General features: G+C 72.6%; 11 protein-coding genes and 1 pseudogene. 8 read left to right on the forward strand and 4 right to left on the reverse strand.

Annotation, left to right across the window (positions count from 1 at the left end):
- Positions 1-14 precede the first annotated feature (14 nt).
- From AB0K18_RS46425 to AB0K18_RS46440, 4 genes are all read right to left on the reverse strand, one after another.
- Positions 15-2,069, reverse strand: a complete 2,055-nt coding sequence (locus tag AB0K18_RS46425; protein WP_364928374.1) for a protein kinase — start codon at positions 2,067-2,069, stop codon at positions 15-17.
- 256 nt (positions 2,070-2,325) lie between these two features.
- Positions 2,326-3,726 carry a DUF1116 domain-containing protein gene (locus AB0K18_RS46430; RefSeq protein ID WP_364928377.1) on the reverse strand — a complete coding sequence of 467 codons (1,401 nt, stop codon included), beginning with the start codon at positions 3,724-3,726 and terminating at the stop codon, positions 2,326-2,328.
- A gap of 55 nt (positions 3,727-3,781) precedes the next feature.
- Complete coding sequence (locus AB0K18_RS46435) at positions 3,782-5,125, reverse strand: FdrA family protein (RefSeq protein ID WP_364928378.1); 1,344 nt, start codon at positions 5,123-5,125, stop codon at positions 3,782-3,784.
- Positions 5,122-5,976, reverse strand: coding sequence for a DUF2877 domain-containing protein (locus tag AB0K18_RS46440; RefSeq protein ID WP_364928379.1), 855 nt, complete (start codon positions 5,974-5,976; stop codon positions 5,122-5,124). Before AB0K18_RS46440 ends, AB0K18_RS46435 begins: the two co-directional genes overlap by 4 nt.
- Positions 5,977-6,106: 130 nt before the next feature.
- Between AB0K18_RS46440 and AB0K18_RS46445 the strand changes: the two genes are divergently transcribed.
- The 8 genes and pseudogenes from AB0K18_RS46445 to cutA all read left to right on the forward strand — a co-directional run bounded on the left by AB0K18_RS46445 (position 6,107) and on the right by cutA (position 15,557).
- Complete coding sequence (locus tag AB0K18_RS46445) at positions 6,107-7,708, forward strand: PucR family transcriptional regulator ligand-binding domain-containing protein (RefSeq protein WP_364928382.1); 1,602 nt, start codon at positions 6,107-6,109, stop codon at positions 7,706-7,708.
- Between the two features lie 22 nt (positions 7,709-7,730).
- Complete coding sequence (locus tag AB0K18_RS46450; RefSeq protein WP_355431188.1) at positions 7,731-7,934, forward strand: RNA-binding S4 domain-containing protein; 204 nt, start codon at positions 7,731-7,733, stop codon at positions 7,932-7,934.
- Between the two features lie 148 nt (positions 7,935-8,082).
- Complete coding sequence (locus AB0K18_RS46455) at positions 8,083-8,856, forward strand: NYN domain-containing protein (RefSeq protein ID WP_364928385.1); 774 nt, start codon at positions 8,083-8,085, stop codon at positions 8,854-8,856.
- Positions 8,804-10,129: a solute carrier family 23 protein gene (locus AB0K18_RS46460; RefSeq protein WP_364928388.1), complete on the forward strand. Its 1,326-nt coding sequence runs from the start codon at positions 8,804-8,806 to the stop codon at positions 10,127-10,129. Before AB0K18_RS46455 ends, AB0K18_RS46460 begins: the two co-directional genes overlap by 53 nt.
- Positions 10,130-10,318: 189 nt before the next feature.
- Positions 10,319-11,730, forward strand: a pseudogene (locus AB0K18_RS46465) (solute carrier family 23 protein).
- Positions 11,727-12,572, forward strand: coding sequence for an FAD binding domain-containing protein (locus tag AB0K18_RS46470; protein WP_364928391.1), 846 nt, complete (start codon positions 11,727-11,729; stop codon positions 12,570-12,572). Before AB0K18_RS46465 ends, AB0K18_RS46470 begins: the two are co-directional and overlap by 4 nt.
- Before the next feature lie 151 nt (positions 12,573-12,723).
- The gene (locus AB0K18_RS46475; protein WP_364928499.1) at positions 12,724-13,191 is read left to right on the forward strand and encodes a (2Fe-2S)-binding protein; all 468 of its coding nucleotides are present in this window, start codon (positions 12,724-12,726) and stop codon (positions 13,189-13,191) included.
- Positions 13,188-15,557: an aerobic carbon-monoxide dehydrogenase large subunit gene (gene cutA, locus AB0K18_RS46480; RefSeq protein ID WP_364928393.1), complete on the forward strand. Its 2,370-nt coding sequence runs from the start codon at positions 13,188-13,190 to the stop codon at positions 15,555-15,557. Before AB0K18_RS46475 ends, cutA begins: the two co-directional genes overlap by 4 nt.
- The last annotated feature ends 29 nt before the right edge of the window (positions 15,558-15,586 follow it).

Raw genomic sequence — 15,586 nt, forward strand, 5'->3', positions numbered from 1 at the left:
ACCGATGCAATACGTCAGGCGTTCGGCTGGAACGTGTCCAGGAACGCCTTCCTCGTCTCCGCCTGGTCGTCCCAGCGCAGGTCGGGCAGGTCGAAGACGATCTTGTACGCGGACGCGCCGCCGAGCGCGGCGTACCTGGTCAGCGCGTGCATGGGAACGCCGTTGGGCGTGGTGTAGGTGTACTCCCAGTCGGCCGCCTGCGTGCCCCGGTACTTCACGGCCTGCAGCCGTACCTGGATGTAGTTCTCCCTGCCGCCCTGGGCCTCCTGCTCGCCCAGCGCGGCCAGTCCGCCGTCGTCCTGCGGGGCGGCCTTCTCGACCACGATCCGCATGTTCGAGTCCTTCGGCCCGTTGAACGTCGCCACGTCGCCCGCGACCGCCAGCTTCCAGCCCTTCGGCAGGGCGGCGGTGAACCCGGGCCCCGTGAGCTCCTCGAACCCGCTCGGCACCGGAGAAGGCTCGCTCGCCTGCTCGGCCGCGGCGCTCGCCGGTGACGGCGCGGCGGCCGGCGGAGTCTCGCCGGAGCCGCTGGTCAGGATGAGCACCACGGCGCCCGCCACGACGGCCACCGCCACCAGCGCGCTGACGATCGTCAGCGGCGTCGGGCGGCCGCCGCGCACCCACGGTCCCTCGTCCTCCTCCGGCCTGCGCCGGCTCTTACCGGTACGCGGCCCGGCCGGGGGCAGCGAGGTCAGGCTGCCCCTGCCGACGTCCCTGGACAGGCTGCGCGACTGCTCGCGCAGGTCGTCGGGGGTGGCCAGCGGCCACGGGGTGGCGGCCGAGGTGCGGCTGTCGGTGGTGAGGGGGAGGATCGGCTGCGGCCTGGGGCCCGTGCCGGTGTCCAGGTCGTCGTCGATGCCACGGCCGGGAGGCGGCGCGCCGAAGGGCGGCTGCGGGCCGGACGAGCTGCGCAGCGCGTCGTACGGGTTCGACGAGCCGGCCAGGGAGTCGTAGGGGCCGGACGAACTCGCGAGGGAGTCGTACGGGCCGGACGAACTCGCGAGCGCGTCGTACGGGCCCGAGGCGCCGCCCGTCGGTTCGTCGGCTCGGGGGAGCGGGGGCAGCTGGTCGGTGCGGTGGCTGCCCGAAGGGCTCGACATGCCCTCGTACGGCATCGAATGGCCGCCCGACGGGCTCGTGATCGGGTCGTACGGCACCCGCACCGGCCCCGACGGCGTCTCCACGATGCGCGACGGCATCGGCCCCGACGGCGGCTCCAGCGGCGGCAGCAGGTTGGCCGGCGTCGAGTCGGTCGGGCTCGGCAGCGTCTCGGGCGTGCGCGGCCTGGGCGCGCCGTGCGCCCGCAGCACCGCCTCCAGCATCTCCATGACCTGCTCGGAGGTCAGCCGCTCCGCCGGGTTCTTGTGCAGCAGGCCCTCGATCACCGGCAGCAGCGAGCCGGCCCGCTGCGGCCTGATCGGCTCCTGGGTCAGCACCGAGCCGAGCACCGCCACCGGGTCGGGCCCCTCGTACGGGGGCCGCCCCTCGACGGCGGCGTACAGGGTGGCGCCGAAGGACCACAGGTCGGCGGCCTGCCCGATCGGCTGGCCGGACAGGCGCTCGGGCGGGATGTACGCCGGCGAGCCCATCAGCAGCCCGGTCTGCGTGATCGTCACGTCGCCCTCGATGGCGGCGATGCCGAAGTCGGTCAGCACCACCCGGTCCGAGGTCAGCAGCACGTTGCCGGGCTTGATGTCGCGGTGCAGGATGCCGTGGGCGTGCGCGTGCCTGAGCGCGTCGAGCACGCGGATGCCGATCTCGGCCGCCTGGACCACCGGCAGCGGGCCGCTCTGGCGTACGGCCTGCTCCAGCGACCACGCGCGGACCAGCTCCATCACGATCCAGGGCCGGCCGTCCTCCTCGACCACGTCGTGCACGGTGACGATGCCCGGGTGGGTCAGCCGCGCGGCCGACCTGGCCTCGCGCAGCATGCGCCGGTGCGCCACCTGCTTGCCCGCGTCGTCCAGCCCGTACGGCAGGATCAGCTCCTTGACCGCCACGTCACGGTCGAGCAGCACGTCGTGCGCGTGCCACACCATGCCCATGCCGCCCCTGCCCACGGGTGACATCAGCCGGTAGCGTCTGCCGATCAGGCGCCCCTGGCTCTGCGAAGAGCCCCCCGCGGCACCCCCCTCTGGGCCGGGTCCGCTGAGCAAGCGGTCGGCTGCCATGTTCCCGCCCCCATCTCGCCTCATCCGTCACGTGCGTTCTCACGCTACTTGCAGATTATGGAGGATCGTCACGATATCGGCGGGGAATGCACAAGGGAAGGTGACATTGTCTGACAACAATCCTGACGTGCAGAAATATCGGAATTAAAATGGATCACTTACCCAAAACGGACAGGGCTTGGAGGGCGCTCGTGAACGCCTCCACCGGCGGCTCCACCAGGCCGGCACCGACCTGACCGGTGCCCGCCACCCGGCCCGCGATCCCCGTGTTGACCACCGGCAGCAGCCCCGTCCGCGCCACCAGCGCCACGTCGATCCCCACCGGCGTACCGCGGAAGCCGAGGCCGGGAATCTGGTAGGCGGGATGCTCGGCCAGCGTGATCTCGTACATCGATCGGGTGGCCTTCACCGCGTCCGCCACCTCGCCGCCCACGAACCGCACGATCGCCGGCGCCGCCGCCATCGCGAAACCACCGAGCCCCGACGTCTCCGTGATCGTCGAATCGCCGATGTCCGGGTTCGCGTCGTCCGGCCCGTACGCGCCCAGATAAAGCCCGTGCGGCACCCCGGCGGGCCCGGTGAACCAGCGCCCGCCCAGCCCCGACACCTGCACCCCGAAGTCGGTGCCGTTGCGCGCCATCGCCACCACCAGCGACGAGCCCGGCACGTCGCGAGCCGCGTCGGTGCTGACCTTGGCCGCGGCCATGCCCGCGTTCAGGAAGAAGTGGTCGTTGCCGTTGATGAAGCGCAGCACCTGCGCCGCGTCGCCCGGCGCCGCCTCCACGATCGCGGGAGCCAGCTCGCGCAGCAGCAGCGAGGTGGCCGCGCGGTTGCGGTTGTGCAGCTCGTCGCCCATCTGCAGGGCCTGCGCGATCAGCGCGCGCAGGTCGATCGGCCCCGTACGCTCCAGCGCCCCCGCCAGCGCGGGGCCGAGCACCTGGTCCATCCAGCGCAGCCGGTCGAGCACCTCGGGCCCGTACGCGCCGTACCGCAGCACCTTGCCCAGGCCCTCGTTCAGCGAGCAGTACGCGGTGCCGCCGTGCTCGGCGTCGTGCACCTCGAACAGCCACATCGACGGGCTCACCACGCCCGCCATCGGCCCCACCGCGCCGTGCTCGTGGCAGGGGCGCAGCTCGACCGCGCCCGCCGCCAGCCGGTCGGCGGCGTCCTCCTCGTCGGCGGCCAGGCTCTCCAGCAGCATCGCGCCGATCAGCGCGCCGCGCATCGGGCCCGACGCCCGTTCCCACGTGATGGGCGGGCCCGCGTGCAGGAACAGGCCGGGTTCGAGGATCTCCGAGGCCCGCCGCACGCCCACCAGGTGCGGCCTGGCCGCCGTCAGCCGGCCGACGGCCACCGCGTTGGCCTCCTGCCTGCGCGGATCGGCCAGCACCCGGGCCAGCGCCTGCCCGGTGCCGGGCAGCGGCGGGCGCCAGGCGACCGGGACCGTCGCCACGGCCTGCGCCCGCAGCGCCTCGTCGAGCAGCCCGGCCCCGACGGTGATCACGCGGGGCGGCCCGTCGAGCAGGCCGGGCACGATCTCGGGCTGAGCGGTCACAGCAGACTCCTGGCAGGACGAACGGCCTGGGCGATCGAAGCGAACTCCCGCCCGGTCACATCAGGCTCCTGGCGTGGCGGGCGGCCTGGGCGTTGGAGACGAAGACCGACGCGCCCGCCGCGCGGAACGCGGCGGCCTGCCGGTGCAGGTCCTGCGGGTCGCCCCCGGTGCCGACCAGGGCGACGACCACCGTGGCCGGCGTACGGGCGATCGCGGGGGCCAGCGCGGCGGCCGGGTCGGGGTCGGCGCCGTGGCCGAGCACGACGTCCATGAGCACCACGTCCGTCTCCACGGCCCGGGACAGGGCCTCGACGCGCAGGGTCGGGTCGATCATCGGATGGGCGCGGCCCCTGGTGTAGGCGTCGTCGCCGAAGTCCACGAAGTCGCCTGACCCGGCCAGCAGGGCGGACTCGGCGCACAGCGTGCCGCCGGCGTACAGGCCCTTGAGCGCCTTGGCGGCCGGGCGCGAGCCCGGCGCGGCCGGCCAGGACGGCCACTCGGGGACGGCCCTTCCGAGCACCCGCAGCACCTGCTCGGCCGCCGTGGTCAGATCGCCGTCGGACGCGCCGAGCAGGGCGTGCACCACGGGGGTGCGCAGCCGTTCCGCCGCCACCTCGCGCGCCACCCCGGGAGACGGCGGCTTGGAGACCAGCACGATCAGCTCGGTGGCCGGGTCGTCGTCCAGCATGCGCAGGGCACGCCGCGTGGACAGGCCGCCCACCTCGGCCGACAGGTCCCTGCCGCCCACCCCGAGCACGTGGCTGACCCCCACGCCCGCCCAGTCGAGCAGCGAGGTCACCTGCTGCGCCCCGGTGCCCGACGCGGCCACCACGCCGACGGGGCCGGGCGACAGCACGTTCGCGAAGCCGAGCCCGGCGCCGCCGATCGCGGCGGTGCCGCAGTCGGGGCCCATGACCAGCACGTCCTTCGCCTCGGCCAGCTCCTTCAGCCGCCGCTCCTGCGCGACCGTGACGCCGTCGCTGAAGATCATGACGGGCAGGCCGGCCTCGACGGCGTCCAGGGCCTCGAAGAAGGCGTACTCGCCGGGCGTCGAGACCAGCACCAGGTTCGCCGCGTCGCGGGCGGCGGCAGAACGGGTGGTCAGCGGCGGCTGCTCCGCCGCCGAGGGCTCGGCCCCGTGCGTGCCCGCGAGCAGCCGATCGGCCTCCTCCACGGCCGCGTCCGCGTCCTCGGCGCGTACCGCGATCAGCAGGTCGGACGGCCCCGCCGCCGGCACGTCGAAGCCCATGTCGCGCAGGATCGAGACGTTGAGGTCAGTGCCCATCGCGACCATCGCGGCCGTCACGCCGGGCAGCTCCGACAGCGCCCGGCTGACCCGCATGAGCGTCACCGAGTCGTGGTACGCCCCCCGCCGCGCCAGCACCAGCGGCTCGCTCATCCGGCCGCCCCCAGCGACAGGACGGTACGCGCGCCGATCCCGACGCCCTGGGCGAGGTCGCTGCCCGAGGTGTGGCCGAGCCGGTGCAGGCGGCGCAGCGCCGGAGCCAGCGCCTGCCGCCCGGCCAGGCCGCGCAGCACGCCGAGCACCTCGGGACTGGCCTCGCCCCTGGCCGCGCAGTGCAGGAGGGTCGCGGAGATCGGCGTCGTACGGGTGCCGGCGTCGTACGTCACGGTCGCCGCCAGCCAGTCGGCCAGCCACACGGCGCGTCCGGCGCCGGCGGCCCTGCCGAGATGCCGCAGCGCCACCAGCAGCCCCGCCAGCACGTCGTCCCCGCTCGGCGTGAGCCCCGGGCCCAGCCCGACCAGCCGCTCGGCCGCCGTCACCGCGCCCAGCAGCCACCCCTTCGCGCAACTGTCCGTGAGCAGCTCCACCGAGGCGTCGCCGGCCAATCCCGCGCCAGGCGGCTCGGTCAGCTCGTCCACGGCCCGTGTCAGCAGATCCCTGTCCACCGAGCCGAGCGGCGGCGCGGGATCCCACCACCGGCGTACGGTCAGGCTCAGCGGGCCCAGCTCGATCGCCCGGTCACCCACCGCCGCGTCGTCACCCACCGTGAGGTGCGGCAGCGGGGCGGCCAGCAGCACGGAGTTCGGGAGCCGGGTGGCCTCGCCCGTGATCACCGCGATCACCGACGGCTCGACCTCGGTCCTGACCTCCAGATACAGGCCCTGAGGGAACGCCGCGAGCACCCGCGCGGGACGCCGCTGTGCCTCCAGCACCGCGCGCACCGCCGTGCTGGCCGCACCCGTGACGTGCACGCGGGTACGCCGCGCATGAGTACTGACGGTCACCGGACCTCCCAACCGACCTTGGACCTGACCGTAGAACGGCCGATGAACCCTCCGTACGGGTAAATTTGCCAACAGTCAGCGCGATGGTTGGCTCTTCCTGACAGACGGTCGCCGGGGTCACAATTGCTATATGGAGCCCCCCGTCCGTCTCGCCAGCACCGGCACGATCATCCACGGCGTGTCCGTCGGAGAGGTGCTCGGCGTGTCCACCCTCGCCGACGCGCGGCTGATCGCGGGGGAGAGCGGGCTCGGCCGCATCGTGCAGCGGCTCAACGTGATGGAAGTGCCCGACATCCTCGCCTGGGTCAAACCGCACGAGCTGCTGCTGACCACCGGCTACCCGCTGCGCAACACGCCCCAGTCGCTCGGCCGGCTGGTCGCCGACCTCGACGAGCGCGGGCTGGCCGCGCTGGCCATCAAGCTCGGCCGCTACGTCGACGAGCTGCCCGACGAGATGGCCGAGCAGGCCGACCGGCTCGGCTTCCCGCTCATCCTGCTGCCCAACGACGTCGGCTTCGACGACATCCTCAACCAGGTGCTGACCGACATACTCAACCGGCAGGCCGCCGTGCTCGCCCGCGCCGAGGAGGCGCACCGGGCGCTCGTCCAGGTCGTGCTGGCCGGGGGCGGGCTCAACGAGGTCACCGCCGAGGTGGCCCAGCTGCTCGACGTGTCGGTGGCGGCCGTCGACGGCACGGGCCGCGTCCTCGCCACGGCCGGGCCGGCCGAGCACGTGGCCGTCCTGCGCGAGTCGATCGCCCACGAGGGTCCGCCCGCCGCACCTTCGCCCGGCCTGGCGCGCTCGTTCGCGGCCGTGCCCGTGCTGGCCGGCGGGCACCACCACGGCCGCATCGTGGCCTACAGCCAGTCGGGCGCGATCAGGGACAGCGACGTCGGCATACTCGAACGCGCCGCCACCGTCGCCGCGCTCGTCGTCACCCGGCAGGAGGCGGTCAACGCCGTCGAGAGCAAATACCGCGCCGACTTCCTGCGTGACGTGCTCACCGGGCGGGCCGGCACCGCCGAGCGGGTCACCTCAAGGGCGCGCGCCTTCGGCTGGAACCTCGCAAGGCCCGTCACCGTGCTCGTCGCCGAGCTGGACCCCGACGGCGACGAGCGCAGCGCCCAGGACCGGCTCGTCGCCTGCTGGACCGCCGCCATCAGGCGGCACGACCCGCAGGGCGCGGTCGCCGGGTTCTCCCACGAGGTCGTGGCCGTGGTGGACGCCTCGCTCGACGCCGCCAGGGTCGCCAAGGACGCCGCCTCCGCCTTCGCCGACGTGCCGCCCGCCACCTTCTCCACCGGCACCTCCCGGCCGAGCCCCGGGGCGGAGACGCTGCCCGAGGCGTACTCGCAGGCGCTCAAGGCGGCCCGCGTCGGACGCCAGCTCCACGGGCCCGGCGCCGTCGCGCACTTCGACCAGCTCGGCGTCTACCGGCTGCTCTCCCTCGTCAACGACACCGACGAGCTGCACGCGTTCGTCCGCGAGACGCTCGGCCCGCTCGCCTCCGACGACGACGCCGAGAACGCCGACCTGCGCCGCACCCTCCAGGTGCTCCTGGAGACCAACCTCAACGTCGCCGAGACCGCGCGCCGGCTGCACTTCCACTACAACACGCTGCGCTACCGCATCGGCAAGCTCGAACGCCTGCTCGGCAACTTCACCGACGACCCCCACCTGCGGCTCAACCTCACGCTGGCGCTGCACGTGCTGCGCATGCGCGGCATCTGAGCTGCATCTAGGCTGGTCGCTCGTGGACTTCGAACTGCGCTCCGACTACATCCCGCTGTGCGACCTGCTCAAATACTGCGGCATCACCGAGACGGGCGGCATGGCCAAACAACTCGTCGCCGAGGGCATGGTGATGGTGGACGGCGAGGTCGAGCTGCGCAAACGCGCCAAGATCCGGTCGGGCCAGGTGGTCAGCGGCGAGGGGTTCTCGATCCGCGTGGAGTAGTACGGCGGACGTTCACGAAAAGTCATCATGTCATTACGTACTGTTTACTAGCATCAGTGCCGCAAAAAGAAACGGCCCCCTGACGGGGGCCGTAAGACCCGGGAACTGAGTGCCGGGCGATCTGACTCCATGCTAGGAGATAGTGGCAGTGCGTGACAAGCCGAACGGCACAGGCGGGCGCGTAGGCGTCTACGTCGACGGATTCAACCTGTACTACGGGCTCAAGGGCATGAGCCATCACCGCGACCTCTGGCTGGACCTCGCCGGCCTCGCTCGCGACCTGCTGCGCGACGGGCAGTCGTTGGAGCGGGTCCGCTACTTCACCGCCATCGTCCGCAACGACCGGCAGGCCGCGGCACGCCAGCGCGTCTATCTGGCCGCCGTCCAGAGCCAGGGTGTCGAGGTGGTGCTCGGCCGCTTCCAGGAGAAGTGCAACCGGTGCCGCCAGTGCGGCATGGTGTGGCGGTCGTATGAGGAGAAGAAGACCGACGCCGCCATCGCCAGCTCCATGGTGGCGGACGCGGCGCTCGACGTCGTGGACGTCGTGCTGCTCGTCTCCGCCGACACCGACCTCTGCGCCCCCATCGAGAAGATCAGGGCGATCGACGAGCAGCGGGGGCGCAAGACCAGGATCGTCAGCGTGTTCCCCCCGGGGAAGGGCGCCGACGGGCTGGGCAGGTGCAGCGACGCCTGGCTCCCGCTCGGGCAGGCGCTGATCCGCCGGTGGCAGTTCCCCGACGTGGTCTGCGGGTCGGACGGGACCGAATATCGGCGCCCGGCGTACTGGAATCAGGGGCCACCCTCTATTGTGCTCTGCGACATATTTCGTGGTCGTACTCGCTGGTCAGGCGGGAGATTGAGGTGCGGGCGTGGCGTTGGGGTGGAAGGTGCACGGCGATGGGAAGCGCCTGACGCCGGGTGAGGTGGTCAAGCCGGACGAGCGGCTGAGCTGGCCCAGGATGGTGGGCATCGGCGCGCAGCACGTCATCGCGATGTTCGGCGCGACGTTCGTGTTCCCGCTGGTCATGGGGCTGGATGCGAACCTGGCCGTGATGATGTCCGGGGTCGCGACGATCCTCTTCCTGCTCATCGTGAAGGGGAGGATCCCGAGCTACGTGGGGTCCAGCGCGTCGTTCGTCGGCGCGGTCGTGGCGATCAGGGCGGCGGGCGGCGGCGACGCGACCGTCACAGGGGCGCTGCTGGCGGTCGGGGTGGTGCTGGCCGTCTGCGGGTTCGCGATCCACAAGCTGGGCGTCGGCGTTCTGCACCGGGTGTTCCCGCCCATCGTCACCGGCGGCGTGGTCATGCTCATCGGGTTCGGCATGGCGTACGTGGCGGCCGACGTCTACTGGCCGAAGGACCCCTGGGTGGCGCTGCTGACGATGGCGGCGACGTTCGTGTTCATCGGCGTGTTCCGCGGCTTCCTCGGCCGGATCGGGGTGCTGCTGGGCCTGGTGTTCGGGTTCCTGCTGTCGTGGGGCTGGGACGTCGTCGGCGGCAAGATCACCGCACCCGACGACAGCGGCCAGGTCACCGAGCACTTCCGGGTCAACCTCGACGCGGTCGCGCAGGCCGACTGGGTGGGCCTGCCGTCGTTCCACGGGCCGGTGTTCGAGGCGTCGGCGATCGTGCTGGTGCTGCCGGTGGTGATCGCGCTCATCGCGGAGAACGTCGGGCACGTCAAGGCCGTGGGCGAGATGACCGGCACGGACGTGGACACCTACATGGGCCGCGCGGTGATGGCCGACGGCGTCGGCACGGTGGTGGCGACGGCGGTCGGCGGGCCGGCGACGACCACGTACGCGGAGAACATCGGCGTCATGGCGGCCACCAAGGTCTACTCGACGGCCGCGTACTACATCGCGGCGGTGATCGCGATCCTGTTCGGCCTGTGCCCCAAGTTCGGCGCGCTCATCGCGGCCACGCCCGGCGGCGTGCTGGGCGGCGTGACGACCATCCTGTACGGCATGATCGGCCTGCTCGGCGCCAAGATCTGGATCGAGAACCGGGTGAACCTGTCGGACCCGGGCAACCTGGTGCCCACGGGCGCCGGCATCATCTGCGCGATCGGCCCGGTCGCGTTCCCGATCACCGACACGTTCGCGCTGAGCGGCATCGCGCTCGGCACGATCGTCCTGCTGCTCGGCTACCACCTGCTGCGCGCCGTCCGCCGCGAGGAGCCCGCGGCGTCTTAGCCCCGCACTCACCGGACATCCCTCACATGACACCCCTCACAGGGCGGGTCTGCTCATGTGCGCGAGGTTGGCTCTGGTCGGCGGGCCAGATTTGGCAGATCATGCCCGTGTGAGCGCGTGCCGTCGGGCCTAATGTGCCCGCAACGGTACGTGACGCCGGCCCAGCGCCCAGTACAAGAGGGGCTTGCCATGGTTGTGGGATGGACCAAACACGGTGACGGCAGGCATCTGGCCCCCGGCGAGGTGGTCAGGCCGGACGAACGGCTGAGCTGGCCCCGGATGGTGGGGTTCGGGGCACAGCACGTGATCGCGATGTTCGGGGCGACGTTCGTCTTCCCGCTGGTGATGGGGCTCGACCCCAACGTCGCGCGGTGATGATGTCGGGCGTCGCGACGATCCTGTTCCTGCTGATCGTCAAGGGAAAGGTGCCCAGCTACCTGGGCACGAGCGCGTCGTTCGTCGGCGGCGTGTTCGCCATCAGGGCGGCGGCGGGCGGCGACACCGCGGGCGCCGACGCGATCGTGACGGGCGCGATCCTGGTGGCCGGTTTCGTGCTGGCGCTGGCCGGGCTGGCGATCCACTTCCTCGGCGTGTCCATCATCCACAAGATCTTCCCGCCGGTGGTGACCGGCGCGGTGGTGATGCTCATCGGGTTCGGGCTGGCGTTCGTGGTCGCGGACGTCTACTGGCCGCAGGATCACTGGATGGCGCTCATCACGATGCTCATCACGTTCGTGGTGATCGTGCTGTTCAAGGGGTTCATCGGGCGGATCGGGGTGCTGATAGGGCTGGTGTCCGGGTTCGTGCTGTCGTGGCTGCTCGACCTGGCGGCGGGGCCCGTCACGTCGGTGCTGCCCGGCGCGAACCTGCGCGACGCGGCGGGCGCGGCCTGCCCGGTCGAGGGCACGTACTGCGTGGCCACGGCGTTCCCGCACGACCGGGTGAGCTTCGACGCGGTGGCGGCGGCGCCCTGGTTCGGGCTGCCGGACTTCCACGCCCCCGACTTCAAGACCTCGGCGGTGCTGCTGGTGCTGCCGGCCGTGATCGCGCTGATCGCGGAGAACATCGGGCACGTCAAGGCCGTGGGGGAGATGACGGGCACGGACGTCGACCCGTACGTGGGCCGCGCCGTGACGGCCGACGGCGTCGCGACCGTGGTCACCAGCGCGGTGGGCGGCTCGCCGACCACGACGTACGCGGAGAACATCGGCGTCATGGCGGCCACCAAGGTCTACTCGACGGCCGCCTATTACATCGCGGGCATCATCGCGATCGGGTTCGGGCTGTGCCCGAAGTTCGGCGCGCTGGTCGCGGCCACGCCGGGCGGCGTGCTGGGCGGCGTCACGGTCATCCTGTACGGCATGATCGGCCTGCTCGGCGCGAAGATCTGGATCGAGAACCGGGTGAACTTCGCCGATCCCGTGAACATGGTTCCGATCGGGGCGGGCATGATCCTGGCCATCGGACCTGTGCAGCACGCCATCGGAGGCGACTTCACCCTGGAGGGCATCGCGCTCGGCACGATCGTGGTGCTGGGCGGCTACCACCTGCTGCGCGCCATCGCCGGACGCAGCCCGGAGTCCGTACGGAGTGAGGCTTGAAGCCGCCGCCCTTCGCCTACCACGCTCCCCGCGACCTCGCCGGGGCGCTGCGGACGCTGGCCGAGGTGGGGGCCGAGGGCGGCAAGGTGCTGGCGGGCGGGCAGAGCCTGATCCCCATGCTGAACATGCGGCTGGCGGCGCCCGGCCACCTGGTGGACATCAATCGGGTGGCGGGGCTCGACGGCCTGGAGGTGACGCCGGAGGGTGTCCGGGTGGGGGCGCTGGTCCGGCACTCCGACGCCGAGCGGGCGGGCGCGCACCCGCTGCTGACGCGGGCGCTCAGGCTGGTCGCCCACCCCGTGATCAGGAATCGCGGCACGGTGGTGGGCAGCCTCGTGCACGCCGACCCGGCGGCCGAGCTGCCCGCGGTGCTGGCGGTGCTGGGCGGCTCCGTCCGCCTCGCCCGATGGGACGGCGGCCCGGAAGGTGGCGCGGCGGTGAGGCGTGACGTGCCGGCCGCCGAGTTCTTCGTCGGGCCCATGGAGTCGGCGGCGCGGCCCGGCGAGCTGGCCGTCTCCGCGTTCTTCCCCGCGGTGGAGGAGGGCGTGGGGGTGGCGTTCCGCGAGGTGGCGCGGCGGCACGGCGACTACGCGCTGGCCGGGGTGTGCGCGCTGGTCACGCCGGACGGGCGGGCGCGGGTGGCGTGCATCGGGGTCGGGCCCGTGCCGGTCGTCGTGGAGCTCGACGGGCTCGCGGGGGCGGCCGACGCCGTACGCGCCGCGACCGATCCGGACGACGATCTGCACGCCACCGCCGCCTACCGGCGGCACCTGGTGGGCGTCCTGGCCGAACGGGCGCTGCACGACGCGGCGCGGGAGGGGGCGGCGGCCCATGGGCCATGAGACCACCCGGCACGAGAGCACAGAGCACGAGGCGAGGGCTCACGAGAGCCCGGCGCACGTGAGCACCGGACTCGCGGGCACGCCGCACGCGAGCACGGCGGACGCGAGCACGGCGGACGCGAGCACGGCGGACGCGAGCGCGACGCACGAGATCACGCTGGTCGTGAACGGCACGGCCCGCCGGGCGCGCGTGCCCGCGCGGCGGTTGCTGTCCGACTGCCTGCGGCACGACCTGGGCCTCACCGGGACGCACGTCGGCTGTGAGCACGGCGTCTGCGGCTGCTGCACGGTGCTGCTCGACGGCCGCCCGGTGCGCTCGTGCCTGACGTTCGCGGTGACCGTGGACGGCGCCGAGCTGACCACCGTGGAGGGCCTGGCAGGGGAGGACGGGCGGCTGTCGGCGGTGCAGCGGGCCTTCGCCGAGTGCCACGGCCTGCAGTGCGGCTTCTGCACCCCGGGCTTCCTGTGCACGGTGACGGCGCTGCTGCGCGACAACCCGGCGCCGACGGACGAGGAGGTGGTCGAGGGCATCTCCGGCAACCTGTGCCGCTGCACCGGCTACCAGAACATCGTCAAGGCCGTCCACCGGGCCGCCGAGCTGCTGGCGGAGGAGGCATGACGACGCGGTGGCTCGGCGAGCCGGTGGCGCGCAGGGAGGACCCGCGGCTGCTCACCGGCCAGGGCCGCTACCTCGACGACCTCGGGCAGGACGCGCTGGCGGCGGCATTCGTGCGCTCGCCGCACGCGCACGCCCGCATCCGCGACGTCGACGTCTCGGCGGCGCTCGACGTGGACGGGCTGGTCGCCATCTACACGTGGGAGGACCTGCCGGAGCGCGTCGGACGGCCGCTGCCGCTGCTCATCCCGCACCCGGCGCTCACCCACGGCCGCACCGCCTACCCGCTGGCCAGGGACGTCGTCAGGCACGTCGGCGAGCCCGTGGTCATGGTGGTGGCCGCCGACCGCTACGCGGCCGAGGACGCCTGCGCGCTCATCGAGGTCGACTACGAGCCGCTGAAGCCCGTCGTCGGCCTGGCGGAGGCCGTGCAGGGGGCGCAGCTCGTGCACGAGGACGTGCCGGGCAACGTCGGCGCCCACCTCGTCCAGGAGGTCCCGGCCACCGACGGCCGGGGCGCAGGAGAGGCGATCGAGGGCGCGCCGCACACCCTGTCCTTCCGGCTCGACATCGAGCGCAGCGCCAGCATGCCGCTGGAGGGCCGCGGCGTGTACGCCCGCTGGGACGGCCGCGACCTGCGCGTCTACTCCAGCACCCAGACCTCGACCAGCGTCAGGATGGCCGTGGCCGCCGCGCTCGGCCTGCCGCTGCCGCAGGTCGAGGTGATCGCGCCCGACGTGGGCGGCGGCTTCGGCGTGAAGATCGTGCACCCGTGGCCGGAGGAGATCCTGGTGCCGTGGGCGGCCATGACGCTGCACCGCGAGATCAAGTGGGCCGAGGACCGCCGCGAGCACTTCGTGTCGTCGGCGCACGAGCGGGCGCAGGTGCAGCACGTGCGGGTCGGGTTCGACGACGACGGGCGCGTGCTGGGCCTCGACGTGAGCATCCTGCACGACCACGGGGCCTACACGCCGTACGGGATCATCGTCCCGATCGTCACCTCGACGCAGCTGCTCGGGCCGTACAAGCCGGGGGCGTACCGCGTCGAGTTCACCGCCGTCTACACCAACACCGTGCAGGTCACGCCCTATCGCGGGGCGGGCAGGCCGCAGGGCGTGTTCTGCATGGAGCGCACGCTCGACAAGATCGCGCGGCATCTCGGCAAGGACCGCACGCAGGTGCGGGCGGTCAACTTCATCCAGCCCGACGAGTTCCCGTACGACCAGGGGATGACCTTCCAGGACGGCCGGCCGCTCATCTACGACAGCGGGAACTATCCCGAGATGCTCCGCATGATCAAGGAGCTGATCGGCTGGGACTCCTTCGAACGCCGCCCTGGGCGCGGCATCGGCATCGGCTGCTATGTCGAGGGCACCGGCGTCGGCCCGTACGAGGGCGGGCACGTGCAGATCACCTCCGACGGCCGGGTGCACGTCTCCACCGGCCTCACCTCGCAGGGGCAGGGCCACGAGACGGCCTTCGCCCAGATCGCCGCCGCCGAGCTGGGCGTGCCCATCGAGCGGGTCAGCGTGGTCACCGGCGACACCCGCCGTTTCGGGTACGCGGTCGGCACCTTCGCCTCCAGGGCCGCCGTCGTCAGCGGCAACGCCATCGCCCTGGCGTGCAGGAAGGTCCGCGAGAAGGCCCTGCGCATCGCCGCCGACGCCCTGGAGGCCGACCCCGCCGACCTGACCGTCACCGACGGGCTCGTGCACGTCGCCGGCACGCCGTCCGCGTCCATCCCGCTGTCCACGGTGGCCGTGCTCGCCAACCCGCTCAGGTACGCCTTCGACGAGGAGGCCGCCAAGGCCACCCAGTTCTCCGGCGCCGCCGACCCGGACAAGCCGCCGGTCGCCGAGGGCGAGGAGCCCGGCCTGGAGGGGCGCGACTACTACTCGCCGATCCGCTCGACGTTCGCGGCCGGGATGCACGCCGCCATCGTGGAGACCGACCCCGACACCGCCGAGATCAAGGTCGTCAGGTACGCCGTGGTGCACGACTGCGGGCGGCTCATCAACCCGATGATCGTCGAGGGGCAGATCCACGGCGGCGTCGCCCAGGGCATCGGCGGCGCGCTGTACGAGCGGATGGTCTACGACCAGTACGGCCAGCTGGTGAACGCCTCCTTCATGGACTTCCTCATGCCGTACGCGACCGAGATCCCCCGCGTCGAGACCGGCCACCTGGAGACGCCGTCGCCGCTCAACCCGCTCGGCGTCAAGGGGGCGGGGGAGGCGGGCGTGATCCCGGTGTCGGCGGTCATCGCCTCGGCCGTCGAGGACGCCGAGGGCATCCCGATCGACCGCATGCCGATCTCCCCGTCCGACCTCCACACATTGCGCACCGCAGGAGGCGGCCGATCCGGGTGAACCGGAGGCGGCGGCGCTGCGTACCCTCG

Origin of the sequence: Nonomuraea sp. NPDC049421, assembly GCF_040677005.1 — a bacterium.
In the GTDB taxonomy this organism is placed as follows: Bacteria; Actinomycetota; Actinomycetes; order Streptosporangiales; family Streptosporangiaceae; genus Nonomuraea; species Nonomuraea salmonea.